Raw genomic sequence first — 16,048 nt, 5'->3', positions numbered from 1 at the left:
GTTCAAAATGTTATCTGGTATTAGCCCCGGTTTCCCGGAGTTATCCCAGTCTTATGGGCAGGTTACCCACGTGTTACTCACCCGTCCGCCGCTAACTTCATAAGAGCAAGCTCTTAATCCATTCGCTCGACTTGCATGTATTAGGCACGCCGCCAGCGTTCATCCTGAGCCAGGATCAAACTCTCCAATAAAGTTAGTTTGTCTAGCATCTAAAATAAAAATTGACGTTTCACGTTGTTTGTTTCGTTCAGTTTTCAAAGAACTACTTAGTCGCTCATTTGCGACTTCCTTATGTTAACATCTTCATTTTTCAATGTCAACTAAGTTTTTTATTTTCTTTTTTGTCGTTTTCTGCGTTTCCGCATCAGCGACGGTTATTAATATATCATGCAGTATATACGGGGTCAATACTTTTTATAAAAAAATTTCACATCCCGTTAAAAACTTAAAAACCGCTGTAAAAATCATTATAGTGTCCATTCATTCTTCATGGCTCCCCTCCTATTCATTTCATATCTTATCCCTTTATCAATTTACATGAGAGTGAAAATTCTAAATTTTATGTTATATTATTAGTATAGGAGCGTGGTGAGAATGAGCATTAAGTATTCAAACAAAATCAATAAAATCCGGACCTTTGCATTAAGTTTAGTATTTATCGGCCTCTTCATTGCATACTTAGGTGTCTTTTTCCGCGAAAACATTATTATTATGACAACGTTTATGATGGTTGGCTTTTTAGCTGTTATCGCTAGCACTGTCGTTTACTTTTGGATTGGTATGTTATCTACTAAGACTATCCAAACTATTTGCCCAAGCTGTGATAAGCCAACAAAAATGCTCGGCCGTGTCGATGCATGTATGCACTGCAATCAACCTTTAACACTAGATCGAGATCTAGATGGAAAAGAATTTGATGAAAAGTATAATAAGAAGAGTTATAAATCATAAGTATCAAGGGAAATACGAATTTGCAACACCACAAACGTTTCAACTCATTAAAAAGTTGATTTCTTAAAAATCAACTTTTTAATTGTTTTATTAAATTTATTACACCTATTTTTTCGAAATAACAGTAAACATCCCTGTCATATTAGGCGAATAATCTTTAAAATCATATTTTTCGTAGAATGATGTTTTACCTTGCGACGCAAACAAACCAATGAATGCTTTATCTGGAGCATTCCCATTTAAGTATTCTACTAAAGTATTCATTATTTTCTTTCCAATACCATTCTTTTGATACTCTGGATGAACCACTATATCTTGAATATAGAAATAGATAGCCCCATCACCAACAATTCTCCCCATGCCGATGATTTGATTATGATCCTTGACTGTTATACAGTAAATGGAATTTTGAAGTGATATTTCCGCCACCTCAAAGTTCATATAATTAGTCCATCCCACAGAATCACATAAATATTTATATTCTTCCAATGTTGGAATGTTATTTTTAATCTCATATTTCTTCAAAATGTCCCCTCCAAGAATTCATTTTCACCAATACAAAGTAAATTCGACAAACTTTTATCTAACCCTTCTTACTAACTTAGCACTGTAAATCCCGATTAACCTCACGCTAATCCTTATATAATAAAGAAAGAGGCTGACGTATAGCCGTCAGCCTCTTTCTTTATTATATATTACGCCTTATGACACTCTGGACAAACGCCATAAATTTCTAAGCGATGACTATTGATAACGAAGCCTGTCGTTTTCGCAGCTTCCTCTTCCAGCTTTTCCAAGCCTCCATAAGGAAAATCAACAATCTTACCACATTTTTCGCAAATCACATGGTAATGTTGACTTGTAACATAATCAAATCTACTTGAAGCGTCTCCATAAGTTAATTCCTTTACAAGTCCAACCTCTTTAAACACACGTAAGTTATTATAGACAGTTGCAACACTCATATTTGGAAACTTACCTTCTAATGCTTTATAAATATCATCCGCTGTTGGGTGCGTCATTGATTCCACAAGGTACTCTAAAATAGCATGACGCTGTGGAGTAATGCGTACACCCGTATTTTTCAGCATTTCTAGCGCTTCTTTTAATTCTTCTTTGACCACCGTCATGCACCCCGATTCTATACGGATTATTATTTTATAATTCTTATAAAGAGTGTACTCCTTTTCTTATAAATCGTCAATATTTCTACTATAAGTATGTGGTTTATTTTTATATTCAGGACTTGTTTTTATGTATCTTTCCCTTTTTCTTCATATATTACATAGAAAAAAAGTGCGACATAATCGCACTTGGAATACTATCATCTGAGGAGGTATGCCCTACACTTCCACTTTATGTAAGGCAGTAAAATATGTATAGACACTTGCCTTGTTTCTGCATATTTTATCTCCAACGTAGATTTATTTTATATAAGAAAGAACATCCTCAATATGCCCTTTCACTTTTACTTTACGCCACTCTTTTACAAGTTCACCGTCTTTATTAATAAGAAATGTAGAACGCTCGATTCCCATATACTCTTTCCCAAAGTTCTTTTTTAACTTCCAAACATCGTATAACTCTGCTACTTTATGACCTTCATCTACTAAAAGTGTAAATGGCAATTCATGTTTCTCAATGAATTTCAAATGTCTATTCGCTGAATCAGGACTTACTCCAAGAATAACCGTATCCTTCTCTTGAAATACTCCATACGCATCACGAAAATCACATGCTTCAGTTGTACATCCTGGCGTCATATCTTTCGGGTAAAAATAGAGAACTACATTTTTACCGCGGAAATCAGCTAGACGAACTTCTTCTCCGTTACTTCCCTCTAATGTGAATTCTGGTGCCATTTCTCCTACTGTAATCATAGTTATCACTCCTACTCTTTTCCTTTACTATAACAAATGCTTCCTTATTTTTCATTGTCTATTACAGACCTCATCACAAAAGCAAAAGGGAGTGTATATCCAATTAGCGCTTCTGCGATTGCAATCCATCGCCCAATTCCAATCGGAGATATGTCACCATATCCAACAGACAATAAAGTAACTGCGCTAAAATATAAACAAACTTCGACGAGTTGAAAAGAATGAGCGTTCAAACTTTCTCCGTCCTCTTTCAAAACTGCGAAACCCATTTCCTCTAATACAACGTAACTTAATCCAAACGCGATCAGTACTGTTGTATAGATCAAAAATAATGTGGCCAAATTATAGAGCGAAAAAAAACGCGTTGAATCCGAATAGGAACTCCATAATAATTGGACACTTTTCAAAATAGCGATTGCTGCAATTAATAGAATAAATCCCCATAACATGTCCTCCACCTCATTTTATATGTATGAGGTGGAGAACTGATTTATCCCTTAGAAACGAACAAGCTTCTATAATTAATTACCCGCGCCACGATACCTTTTTACCCCTTGGTTCCAGAGGGTGATTGCAATCGTAAAACAGATAATACCAACAATTGGCGTCGCAAATGCATAACTATTCCATTCTGTTTTTCTTAAAAAGTATGCTGCTGGATATACTCCAACAAACGCAAACGGTAAAACAAACGTTAAAATGAAACGAATTACACGATTATAAATATTAACAGGATAGCGCCCGTAATTACCTATGTTATACATAAGAGGCATAATTGAACTTTTCGCATCCGACCAAAAACCAAGGCTCGCCAGCGTAACAAATATCCCTCCATATACAAGTGCTCCTCCTCCTACCATCAATATAAATAAGAAGAAATCATACCAGTAAAAAGATAATTGTAACTCCACAGTTGCATATCCCATTACAACAATCCCTGTAATAGCTCCAATTAAAGATTCAAGTTCCATTCTTTCTAATATAATTTGAAATAGGCTATGGATCGGTCGCGTTAATACACGATCCATCTCCCCTTTAATAATGTATCGATCATTAAAATCCCATATATTAAAGAAAGCTGAAAAGATGGCAAATGGTACTAAAAAGAAACCATAAATAAAGATTACCTCTTCTCGACTCCATCCCTTCAATGCTTGTGTATGCCCAAATACAACGAGAATAAATATTAAATTAACTGCTTGAAGCGATAAATCAGAAAGTAAACCAACAATAAAATCGCCTCGATACTCCAATTTCGTTTTTATATATTGACTTGCATATTGTAAAAATAAGTTTATATATAGCATCTCATCATCCCCCTTGTACAATTAGACGTTTTCTCGCCGTTCTCCACATGAGTACAATTGGAATAATAAGTACAATCGCCCAAATCACTTGAAATATTAAAGCCTCATACAACTTACTCCCCTGTATACCTTCAGAAAAAATCATACTTGGAATATAACTAATAGCCTGAAACGGTAAGAACATCATTGCTTTTTGGGCCCATAACGGATAAAAACTAATTGGTAATAATAGACCTGAAAATAAATCAATAACAACGCGTTTTGCATACATAATCCCACTATTATTAAATAGAAAAAACGTAAGCATTCCTGTCATTAAATTAATTTGTGTATTAATAATAAAACTAAATATTAAAGATAAGAAGAAATATAACCACGTTTGAAAATTCGTTGTAATTTGCAACGAAAATAATAACGTAACGATAACCATGCCTGGAATGGAAAAGAAGGCAAAACGGAATATTCCCTCGCCAAGACCTTGCATAACTTTCATTCCCAAATAGTTATACGGACGAATTAATTCTACAGCCACACGTCCTTCTTGAATCTCCATCGCAATTTCCCTATCTATATTATTAAAATAGAAGGCACGTGCCATCCACGCGATTGCGATATACGTGGTCATTTGCGAAATAGATAAACTTTCAATATTCTCTTTTCCGCTATAAATTGCTTGCCATAAAAAATAGTAAGCACCGATATTAATCGTATAAATTAAAATCCCGCTATAATAATTTGTGCGATACGCAAGCATCATTAAAAAGCGAATTCGAATCATTTCAATATACTTACCCATGTTTAATACCTTCTTCATAAATGTTACGAATAATTTCCTCTGTAGACACTTCATTAATTTTTAAATCTTTAATTTGAAAGGCTTGTACTACTTTAGAAATAAGCATTGAAATAATAACTTCTTCATTCGGTATTTTTGCAACCCACGCGTTTTCCTCTTTCGCTTTCGACCAAACGACATGACTATCTGGCATAACCATTGATAAAGCCTGATAGGAAACTGGTGCAATAAACTGAAAATGTATTTCCTTCTCCGCTCCCCACTGCGTACGAAGATTACTTAAAGAACCGTCATACATAATATTTCCTTCATCCAGCATGATAACACGCTCACATAATGCTTCAATATCAGTAATATCATGGGTTGTTAATAAAATTGTTGTTTTATAACGTTCATTCATTTCTTTTAAAAATTCACGTATTTTCAATTTCACAAGTACATCTAGCCCAATTGTTGGTTCATCTAAAAATAATAACGGTGGGTTATGAATTAATGCTGCCGCTAATTCACAACGCATTCTTTGACCTAGAGATAACTTTCGAACTGGCTTATCTAATAAAGGACCAATATCTAACGTTTCAATCACGTGTTCCATATGCTCTTTATACTGAGCGTCTGATACACCGTACACTTTTTTTAATAAACGAAAAGATTCTTGTACAGCAATATCCCACCAAAGTTGTGAGCGTTGACCGAAAACAACACCAATGGTTCTTACAAATTCTTCTCTCTGCTTATGTGGGTTCATCCCATTTACTAAAATCTCTCCTGATGTCGGAGTCAAAATCCCCGTAAGCATTTTAATTGTTGTTGATTTACCAGCACCGTTCTCACCGATATAACCAACCATCTCACCTTGTTTTACAGTAAAAGATACATCATTTACTGCTGGTACTATTTTATAATTACGATTTAATAAATCGCGAAATGCACCCTTTAAACCCGGACGACTTGAATAGGCTGTAAATTCTTTACGTAACCCTTGTACCTCAATTACCGACTTCATAATCGGACCCCCCTCCTAAATGTCACAACGAATAGTTTACCCAACTGCCTTTTCTATCACAAACAATACGTCTTTTCGAAAAACATGTTAGAATAATACATAGATTTTTGTAAGGAGATGAATGGTAGTGAAATTCACAAAGTCAGAAGCATTACATAAAGAAGCTTTAGAGCATATCGTTGGCGGCGTTAATAGTCCTTCTCGTTCTTTTAAAGCAGTTGGCGGCGGCGCTCCTGTTGCTATGGAACGTGGGAAAGGCGCTTATTTCTGGGATGTAGACGGAAATAAATATATCGATTATTTAGCAGCATACGGTCCTATTATTACTGGACATGCTCATCCGCATATAACAAAAGCAATTACAACAGCTGCTGAAAATGGGGTACTTTATGGAACACCAACAGCGCTAGAGGTAAAATTCGCAAAAATGTTAAAAGAAGCAATGCCCGCATTAGATAAAGTCCGTTTCGTAAACTCTGGTACAGAAGCAGTGATGACAACGATTCGTGTTGCTCGTGCTTATACAGGTCGCACAAAGATCATGAAATTCGCTGGTTGTTACCACGGTCATTCTGATTTAGTACTTGTGGCAGCTGGATCTGGTCCTTCTACTTTAGGAACTCCTGACTCAGCTGGCGTACCACAAAGTATCGCTCAAGAAGTTATTACTGTTCCATTTAATAATGTAGAAACTTTAAAAGAAGCGTTAGATAAATGGGGACATGAAGTAGCGGCTATTCTTGTAGAACCGATTGTTGGAAACTTCGGTATTGTAGAGCCAAAACCTGGATTCCTTGAGAAAGTGAATGAACTTGTTCATGAAGCTGGCGCACTAGTAATTTATGATGAAGTTATTACCGCTTTCCGCTTCATGTACGGTGGTGCTCAAGATTTACTTGGCGTAACACCAGACTTAACAGCGCTTGGTAAAGTTATTGGCGGCGGACTTCCAATCGGTGCTTACGGTGGTAAGAAAGAAATTATGGAACAAGTTGCTCCGCTTGGACCTGCATATCAAGCAGGTACAATGGCAGGAAATCCTGCTTCTATGGCATCTGGTATTGCTTGTCTAGAAGTTCTTCAACAAGAAGGACTTTATGAGAAATTAGATGAACTTGGTGCCATGCTTGAAAAAGGAATTTTAGAGCAAGCTACAAAACATAATATCGATATTACATTAAACCGTCTAAAAGGTGCTTTAACTGTATACTTCACAACAAATACAATTGAAGATTACGATGCAGCACAAGATACAGACGGTGAAATGTTCGGTAAATTCTTCAAGCTAATGCTTCAAGAAGGAGTTAACTTAGCACCTTCTAAATACGAGGCATGGTTCTTAACTACAGAACATACAAAAGAAGATATTGAATATACAATCGAAGCTGTCGGCAGAGCATTTGCTGCCCTAGCAGACAATAAATAATCCCATCATTAAAAGGAAAAAAGAAAGCTCACCTTTCTTTTTTCCTTTTTTCTATTTCATAAATTCCGTATTAATAGTATAATTATTCATAATTATCTGCTTTATATTCTTTTACAGCATTACTATCTCTGTGTACAAGGTGATTCGCACCTTAAATAGTAAGATTATTCTAACTTTTACAAGAGGGGGGATTGACGGATGCTCAATAAAAAAAATACATGGACACCGTCTTTATTTCGAGATTATAGAAATGCAGAACATGATGCGTGTGGAATCGTTTCCGTTATGGAGAAACGAAAAATTGCTACAAAAGAAAACATTGACCTTTGCATACAATCACTCGTCAAAATGAATCATAGAGCTGGTTTCATTAATGGCGAGGGCGATGGCATCGGCATTCACATTGATATACCAAAAACGCTTTGGCATGAAAAACTAAAAAGTAGTGGATATAATCCAACGATTGTGGATCATCCCCACTTTATCGTTGGACATTTTTTTCTAAATAAAAAAGAAAACATTACTGCCTTAAAAGATTATATTCGTACGCAATTAAACAACAAAAACTTTACTATCATTTTCGAAAGTGATGATGTAACAAACTCAGATGCGCTCGGTCCACTCGGTAAACAAGAAGAACCTTTATTTTGGCAAGTTGCCCTTATCGCAGAAAACGAAATTACAAATATTGAGCAAACATTATTTTCTGTCACAATAAAAATAGAGGAAAACGAAACAATTCATGTTGCTTCATTAAGTCGTGATCATGTTGTATATAAAGTTCTAGGTGCTGGTGATACACTTGTTGCCTACTATAATGATTTACAACATCCACTTATCGCTTCAACTATGACATTAGGACATAACCGCTACTCTACTAATACATTATCTAATTTTTTTCGTGTACAACCATTTAGTATTCTCGGACATAATGGTGAAATTAACACAATTGCGAAATTACGCGATCAAGCTGAAATGATTGATGTACCACTTACTGCTAGAGGCAGTGACTCTCAAGATTTAAACCGCACCTTAGAAACCCTACTTGTTCAATACGACTACAGTTTATTTGAAGCAATGGAAATACTATTCCCACCAATTATTAATGAAATTAAACTTTATGAAACACCTTTACAAGATTTATATACGTATATACGTGAAGCATGGGGACATTTTGCACAAGGACCAGCTGGCATCATTTCACGTTTTAAAGATGAAGCTGTTTTCAGCGTTGATTCTCTTGGATTACGCCCAGTATGGAAAGTAGAGACAGAAAGCTCTTATATTTTCTCTTCTGAACCTGGAGTTGTATCACCAACTAAATATGTAGCAGAACCAAAACCACTCGCTCCTGGAGAAAAAGTCGGATTAAAATGGAATGAACAAGATGAACTTGTTCTTTATGAATATGACAAATATCAAATCCAAGTATATAACCGTTTTAAAAAGCGAATTGATACTACCAATTACCATTTAAATTTATCTATCCCTGAAACGAAAAAAATTCAAGGGCTATGTGATTCTGTTCAAGTTAAAACGAAACAATATGTCGCTTTCGGATGGGACCGAGAACATATTCAACTTCTTGAACAGATGGCAACAAAAGGCGTTGAGCCAATACGCTCACTTGGGCATGACTCACCACTTGCCGCACTTGATACTGATAGACGAAATATCGCTGACTTTATTAAAGAAAGTGTAGCTGTTGTTACAAACCCTGCAATTGACCGTGACCGTGAAATTGAACACTTCTCTACACGTACTGTACTTGGACAGCGTCCAAGTTTATTAAGCGGCGCAAAACGGCCATTTGTAGTTGAAATGCTTTCACCAATTATTTTAGAAGGCAGCGTGGCACAACCTATTGCAGAGGAATTACACACAATTACGTACGAACAACTCATAGAACTATTTAAAACTCATAACTCTATCGCCACAATCTCTGCTACATTCAGCTCGTCAGAAACTCTGCAATGTGCATTAAACCGCATTAGTTCTGAAGCGATAGCTGCTGTTAACAATGGTGCTTCCCTACTAGTATTAGATGACGCAAAAGCCCATCTAAATGAACGCTTTTGGATTGATCCACATTTAGTTACTGCTAAAGTGCATCAATCATTAAGTGAAAATAAATTACGCCGCAATTGTTCTCTCGTTATACGTTCTGGTGCCCTTCGCTCCTTACATGACATTGTCACGCTATATGGATTAGGAGCAGATAGTATTAATCCATATTTATTATTCGCGACTGTAAATGATGGAACAAAAACACCAATTACGAATCTGTATAATGCACTTAATAAAGGATTAGAAAAAGTCATTTCAACAATTGGCATTCATGAGTTACGTGGTTACGGACGTCTCTATTCATCTATTGGGTTACATGAAGAAATCGCAAATATATTACAAATTACAAATTTCTTCGGTTCAAATGATTTAGCCTTTTCACTCGAATCACTTGCTGAAGATGCAAAAATACGAGCAGAGGATTATAACAATCCTAAAATTAGAATGCGAAAATCATTTCATATATTCCCGCGAATTTGGAAAGCAATCGGCGACGTTGCAAAAGGAAATTCTTATGATGATTACCGTGACAAGTTAAGTGAACTAGAAGAGAATAATCCAATCGCAATCAGACACCTTGTCCAAACGAAACAAACAAAACATGTCGTTCCAACTGAAGAAGTATCTATCGGCATTCAAACTCATAATTTACCATTTATTATTAGTTCTATGTCATTTGGTTCTCAAAACGAAATTGCCTTTCGCGCATATGCAGAAGCGGCCGATCAGCTAAATATGATTAGCTTGAACGGTGAAGGCGGCGAAATTAAAGATATGATTGGAAAATACCCACATACACGTGGACAACAAGTGGCATCTGGGCGATTTGGAGTAAATGCCGAACTACTAAACTCATCCAACTTAATTGAAATCAAAATCGGTCAAGGCGCAAAGCCTGGGGAAGGCGGACATTTACCTGGTTCAAAAGTAACAGCCAAAATCGCTGAAGCACGTAATGCGACAATTGGCTCAGATTTAATTTCACCTTCTAATAACCATGATATTTATTCAATTGAAGATTTAGCTCAAATGATTACGGAAATTAAAACAGCTAATCAACTTGCCAAAGTAGCCGTGAAAGTCCCTGTCGTTCCTAATATCGGAACAATTGCTGTCGGTATCGCCAAAGCTGGCGCTGATTTTATTAACATTAGCGGATTCGATGGCGGAACAGGTGCTGCCCGTATTCACGCATTGCAACATGTAGGTCTTCCTGTAGAAATTGGTGTTAAAGCCGCTCACAACGCTTTATTAGAAGCAAGCATGAGACATAAAGTAGAGATTTGGGCAGATGGTGGTATTCGAAGTGTAAATGATGCCTTGAAAATCATGCTCCTCGGAGCAAACCGGATTGGATTTGGCACACTATCAATGATTGCAATCGGCTGTACTACTTGCCGTGGGTGTCATCTAGATACTTGCCATGTTGGAATTGCGACACAAATTGAGTCTGAAGCACAAGCAAAAGAACATGGGTTACGCCGCTTCGTCCCACGCGAATTAGAAAGCGCAGTTGCTGGCCTGCTAAATTTATTCACCTCTTTCGGTGTAGAACTAAAACGATTAACAGGACAGCTTGGGTATACAAATTTACAAGCAATAGTTGGGCGTTCTGATTTATTAGAGCAAGTTCGAGGCGAAAATTTATTAAACTTACGTAATTTACTACAAATAATAGAACATCCATCTGTTACAACAACAGAAGGCGTACCAGAAAAACAATTTAAGACAGTTCATTCCGCTGACTCAAAAGAATTAGTAGGCGTTGGTGTAGAGCAACGCGTTATGGGGGGTCTAGAATCATGTTATCGCGTTCGCAGTAAACTATATGAAGCTACTCAACTTGAACCACTTACATTAAAGTATACGAATGGTTCTATTCCCGGAAATGGGTTAGGCGCTTACAATAGTGAAAATTTATTTATACACGTAAATGGCGGCGCACAAGATGGCATTGGTAAAACTTCCTTTGGTGGTGGGATTTATATAACGAAATCAAAAGGAAAAGACGGAGTATATTATAACGGTTCTGTCGGAAAAGGATTTGGATATGGTGCACAAAAAGGGGCACTATACGTGCAAGGGAACGCTGATGCTCGCGCTGGCATTCGCCTTTCTGGGGCAGATATGATAATTGGAGGTAGAATAACAAAACCACTTCGTGAAAAAGAGCAAGGAAATATAGGTGCATACTCCAATATTAAAGGTTTTGCTTTTGAATATATGACAAATGGGCGAGCGCTTGTTTTAGGTGACCCTGGGCCATGGATTTGTGCTGGCATGACTGGCGGTGTTGTTTATTTGCGTCGTGATTCAAACTTAGGCTTAACAGAACAGGCCTTAAAAAGAAGAATCGCAAAAGGTGCAAATGTTACATTACAACCAATTAGTAAAAATGGTTTGAAAGATGTAACTGAATTATTGCTAGACTATATTCGTGTATTAAATGAGCATGAGCAATATGAGGAAGTTGCTATATTAACAGCATTATTAGATGATATACAGAACCAGTTTTTTGAGATTATCCCGAAAAAAGAACAGGCAGACCCATCTATCTCAACAGAGTAAAATAGGTAATTTTCATTATTAAGAAAAAATTGACGAAGTACGCTTCTCATAGTAATCTATAGTAACAATTTGAGACCTGCTGAAATTCAGCAGGTTTTTTTACTAAAAACTGATGTTTAAAAGGAATTAGGAAAAATTATAAAGTGAAACTTTAATTAGCCTACACCAATCGGACGTTTACCGGCATCTAGCTTCTAATTTTTGAGGCAGGAATCTTACTGCTCACAATTAGCGGGATAAAATGAATACTAATTTCTTTTAACGTCACTAAAATATCACTTGCTAACATATTGTAATGAATGTATAGTATCATGTTGTACATTCATTATGACAAGAGAAAGGATCTTATTAAGGGTATGAAACTTGGTGCTCGCATTTTAAAAACGGGTATTGCCATCACGTTAGCTTTATTTGCTTGTATTTTACTTCAATTACCGAGTCCGGTATTTGCGGGAATTTCAGCTATTTTTGCTGTTCAACCGTCTGTATACCGTTCTTATTTAACAGCACTTGAACAAATTCAAGCAAATGTAATTGGTGCGATATTTGCTATCGCATTTGCTACTGCTTTTGGACATAATCCTTTTATTATTGGATTAACATGTATATTAGTAATTGCTCTTACATTACAATTACGATTAGAAAACACAATATCAATTGCTTTAGTAACAGTTATCGCCATTATGGAGTATCAAGGCGAAGATTTCTTTAGTTTTGCCTTACTTCGATTTGCGACGATTATGATTGGTATTATTGCGGCTTCACTTGTAAATTTAGTATTTATGCCGCCGAAATATGAAACAAAACTTTATCATCGTATCGTTGATAATACAGAAGAAATTGTAAAATGGATTCGAATGAATAGCAGGCAGGCTTCTGATTTTACAACGCTAAAAACTGATATTGATCGTATGAAAGAAAAAATGATCAAACTAAACCATTACTATTTGCTGTATAAAGAAGAAAGAAGCTACACGAAAAAAGTAAAGTTCGCAAAAATTCGTAAGCTCGTTTTATTCAGACAAATGTTAGCGACAACAAGCCGTGCTTTAAGTACGTTAAAATCATTACACCGTACTGAAAATGAACTGCGCTATATGCCAGAGGAATTTCAGGAATCTATCCAAAACGAACTTGATTCATTAACGCATTATCATGAACAAGTTTTATTAAAATTTATTGGTAAAGCAAAAAAACAACAATCAGTTGAAATGCTTGATGAAGTCGAAACAGGTAAACAAGAATTAATTGATATCTTTATGGAATATCAAAATAAGGACGATGAAGAAGCATATAAAACATGGTTACATCTCTTCCCTCTTATTTCTTCCATCATTAACTATAGTGAAGAAGTAGAGCATTTAGATTTACTTGTAGATAGCTTCTACACATACCATAAACCAGAAAAAGAACTCCAAATCGATGATAAAAAAGAAGACGAATAAAAAACAGCTCCTTTTATGCTAAAGGAGCTGTTTCTGTTATATGTTGAAGTTGATATAAATTATAATAAAATCCTCTTTTTCGCATTAACTCTTCATGAGAACCTGTTTCTTTAATCTCACCGTCTTCAATGTAAATAATCGTATCAACATGCGTAATCGTCGCTAATCGATGTGCAATTATAATCGTTGTCCGGTCAGCAGCTAACGTCTGAAGCGCCTCTTGAATATACCTTTCATTTTCTAAATCTAAAGCCGAAGTTGCTTCATCCAATATAAGTACCGACGGATTCTTTAGAAATACGCGTGCAATTGCCACGCGTTGCCTTTGCCCGCCCGATAGCTTCACACCACGTTCTCCAACGACAGTATTATAACCATCTGGTAAGTCTATAATAAAATCATGAATTTGCGCAGCTTTGGTAGCTGCAATCACTTCTTTCTCTGTAGCTTTCGGATTTCCATATAGAATATTAGCTCCAATTGTATCGCTAAACAATAAATTATCTTGCAGTACAATTCCAATATGACTACGCAAATTTCTCATATTATACTTTCTTACATCTATGCCATCTACATAAACCGCGCCTTCAGAAACATCATAGAAACGCGGGATCAAACTAGCAAGAGATGACTTCCCTCCCCCACTCGCTCCTACAAGCGCTACTTTCTCTCCAGGCTGCATAGTTAATGACAAGTTGTGTAATATCTCTTTTTCATCTGCATTATAACGAAAAGAAACATTGTCAAATACAATTTCTCCATTTAATTTTTTCGTTTGTACCGCATTTGGCACATTAACAATATCGTATTTTTCATCTAACAGTTCAAACACACGGTCCATCGATGCAAAAGATTGTGTTAATGTTGTGGATGAATTAACAAGGCGGCGAAGCGGACTATATAAACTATCCATATATCCAACAAAAGCAACCATCGTCCCTAGCGTTAACTGCCCCTGAATTACTTCATATGCTGCAAAACCAATCACAAGTAACGGACCTAAATCGGTTAACGTATTTACTGCCGAAAATGTTCTCGCCGTCCAACTTGTATGGGTTAATGCTTTCGTTAAAAATTCATTATTTCTTTTTTCAAACTGCTTCCCCTCATACTCTTCTAACGCAAAGCTACGTGTCACTTGCATTCCTTGAATACGTTCATGCAAATACCCTTGCATCGTCGCTAACGCTTGTGAACGCTCTTTCGTCAATTTCCGAAGACGTCCGAAAAAATATTTCACTGCAATTACATAAATAGGTAAAATCAATAACGCAACAAATGTTAATTTTATATTCATAGAAAACATAACAATGATAGCAATAGCAATTGTTGCAGTATCTAACCAGACGTTCATCAAACCAGTAATTACAAAATCCTTCGTTTGTTCTACATCATGGATGACACGCGAAATAATCTCCCCTGTTTTTGTATTGGAATAATAACGTAAACTTAACTTTTGTAAGTGACCGAAAATATGCTTCCGCAAATCATACAGTATTGTATTTGTGATACGTTGTGCGAAATATTGACGATAATATTCAATCGGTGGTCTTAATACCGCAAAAATAAAAAAAGCAATTCCAATCGCTGTTATTAATTGAGATGTTTTATCTTGAAGTGAGCCCGCGCCTTGAATTACATCATCTATAATATACTTTAATAACCACGGCATAATAAGTGGGATACCGAATTTAACTAGCCCAATAATAATTGTAATAGCAATAAGCCATCGATATGGTTTAACAAATTGTAAATATCTTTTTATGCCTTGCACATAATCCCCCCTCTAATAGGACAAACCTGCCGGGAAGCCCCCTGCAGGTTTGTTTTAATTTCTGTACATTAAATATCGTTCATACCACATATCTACGAAATCTGGTGCAAATGGACCTTTTCTTTGATGAATCCACTGTGTTAAATGTGCTACATTTCGTTTTAAAATTGTATCAATAACAGGTGGATACTGCATAATTTGACTATGTTTTTCATACTCATCTTCATCTAGAAGCGTATATGTCATATCTGGATATACTTTAATATCTAAATCATAATCAATATACTTTAATGCTTCAGAATCATACGCAAAAGGTGAGCTTAAATTACAATAATAATATACGCCATCTTCCCTAAGCATCCCAATCACATTAAACCAATAGTTGGCATGAAAATAACAAATTGCTGGTTCACGAGTAATCCATGTTCGGCCATCCGATTCTGTAACTACTGTACGATCATTCGCTCCGATTACAAGACTCTGTGTCCCTTTTAAAATTGTTGTTTCTTCCCACATTCTATGAATGGAGCCATTATGTTTATAACTATGTATTTGTACTTTTTCTCCTTCTTTGGGAAATCCCATATATGCTCCCTTCTTTCAACTGCAAATGCCCTTTGAATGGCATTCACTTTTTTTCTATTATAACTTTTTTGTCGAAATTTTAAAACTAAAGGGACAAGACTCTATTTTTCACAGTGAATATGCAGAATGTTTATTGTTGAATACAATAATCCCCAATCTTCTCAGGAAACAAGGATTGTACTGTATTATTTATAAAAGAGGACATGTAATAGAAAAAGTCCCTCTCTATTGAAGGACTTTTCA

The 16,048-nt window shown here is 36.0% G+C and carries 13 protein-coding genes; 4 read left to right on the top strand and 9 right to left on the bottom strand.

What is annotated here, in order from left to right; translation table 11 throughout:
• Positions 1 to 594 precede the first annotated feature (594 nt).
• A complete protein-coding gene (locus tag BAQ53_RS02400; protein WP_000025060.1) occupies positions 595 to 951 on the top strand; it encodes a YgzB family protein in 357 nt (118 codons plus the stop codon).
• Positions 952 to 1,056: 105 nt separating this feature from the next.
• Here BAQ53_RS02400 and BAQ53_RS02395 read toward each other — a convergent pair whose 3' ends face one another.
• The 7 genes from BAQ53_RS02395 to BAQ53_RS02365 form a co-directional block, all read right to left on the bottom strand.
• Positions 1,057 to 1,476 (bottom strand): GNAT family N-acetyltransferase, encoded by a 420-nt coding sequence (locus tag BAQ53_RS02395; protein ID WP_000759734.1) that lies wholly within the window; start codon positions 1,474 to 1,476, stop codon positions 1,057 to 1,059.
• A 170-nt stretch (positions 1,477 to 1,646) separates the two neighbouring features.
• The gene (gene perR / locus BAQ53_RS02390; RefSeq protein WP_000237829.1) at positions 1,647 to 2,075 is read right to left on the bottom strand and encodes a peroxide-responsive transcriptional repressor PerR; all 429 of its coding nucleotides are present in this window, start codon (positions 2,073 to 2,075) and stop codon (positions 1,647 to 1,649) included.
• Between the two features lie 300 nt (positions 2,076 to 2,375).
• Complete coding sequence (bcp, locus tag BAQ53_RS02385; protein ID WP_208906458.1) at positions 2,376 to 2,831, bottom strand: thioredoxin-dependent thiol peroxidase; 456 nt, start codon at positions 2,829 to 2,831, stop codon at positions 2,376 to 2,378.
• A gap of 44 nt (positions 2,832 to 2,875) precedes the next feature.
• Complete coding sequence (locus BAQ53_RS02380) at positions 2,876 to 3,280, bottom strand: potassium channel family protein (protein WP_000964343.1); 405 nt, start codon at positions 3,278 to 3,280, stop codon at positions 2,876 to 2,878.
• Positions 3,281 to 3,352: 72 nt separating this feature from the next.
• The gene (locus BAQ53_RS02375; protein ID WP_000965778.1) at positions 3,353 to 4,138 is read right to left on the bottom strand and encodes an ABC transporter permease; all 786 of its coding nucleotides are present in this window, start codon (positions 4,136 to 4,138) and stop codon (positions 3,353 to 3,355) included.
• 4 nt (positions 4,139 to 4,142) lie between these two features.
• Positions 4,143 to 4,934, bottom strand: a complete 792-nt coding sequence (locus BAQ53_RS02370) for an ABC transporter permease (RefSeq protein ID WP_000521516.1) — start codon at positions 4,932 to 4,934, stop codon at positions 4,143 to 4,145.
• The gene (locus tag BAQ53_RS02365) at positions 4,927 to 5,940 is read right to left on the bottom strand and encodes an ABC transporter ATP-binding protein (RefSeq protein ID WP_000843650.1); all 1,014 of its coding nucleotides are present in this window, start codon (positions 5,938 to 5,940) and stop codon (positions 4,927 to 4,929) included. The genes BAQ53_RS02370 and BAQ53_RS02365 overlap by 8 nt, the downstream gene beginning before the upstream one ends.
• Positions 5,941 to 6,061: 121 nt before the next feature.
• Between BAQ53_RS02365 and hemL the strand changes: the two genes are divergently transcribed.
• From hemL to BAQ53_RS02350, 3 genes are all read left to right on the top strand, one after another.
• A complete protein-coding gene (gene hemL, locus BAQ53_RS02360) occupies positions 6,062 to 7,366 on the top strand; it encodes a glutamate-1-semialdehyde-2,1-aminomutase (RefSeq protein WP_003299918.1) in 1,305 nt (434 codons plus the stop codon).
• A 198-nt stretch (positions 7,367 to 7,564) separates the two neighbouring features.
• A complete protein-coding gene (locus BAQ53_RS02355; RefSeq protein WP_000932753.1) occupies positions 7,565 to 12,001 on the top strand; it encodes a glutamate synthase-related protein in 4,437 nt (1,478 codons plus the stop codon).
• Between the two features lie 356 nt (positions 12,002 to 12,357).
• A complete protein-coding gene (locus BAQ53_RS02350) occupies positions 12,358 to 13,446 on the top strand; it encodes an aromatic acid exporter family protein (protein ID WP_000765787.1) in 1,089 nt (362 codons plus the stop codon).
• Positions 13,447 to 13,459: 13 nt separating this feature from the next.
• Here BAQ53_RS02350 and BAQ53_RS02345 read toward each other — a convergent pair whose 3' ends face one another.
• The gene (locus tag BAQ53_RS02345; RefSeq protein ID WP_208906457.1) at positions 13,460 to 15,220 is read right to left on the bottom strand and encodes an ABC transporter ATP-binding protein; all 1,761 of its coding nucleotides are present in this window, start codon (positions 15,218 to 15,220) and stop codon (positions 13,460 to 13,462) included.
• Positions 15,221 to 15,274: 54 nt separating this feature from the next.
• Positions 15,275 to 15,805, bottom strand: coding sequence for a nucleoside tri-diphosphate phosphatase (gene ntdP / locus BAQ53_RS02340; RefSeq protein ID WP_000506625.1), 531 nt, complete (start codon positions 15,803 to 15,805; stop codon positions 15,275 to 15,277).
• Positions 15,806 to 16,048 lie beyond the last annotated feature (243 nt).

This window comes from Bacillus sp. B25(2016b), from assembly GCF_001679765.1.
GTDB classification, from domain to species: Bacteria; Bacillota; Bacilli; order Bacillales; family Bacillaceae_G; genus Bacillus_A; species Bacillus_A thuringiensis_K.
The sequence above is the reverse complement of the archived record's forward strand: the minus strand, read 5'-3'. Positions and strand labels throughout refer to the sequence as shown.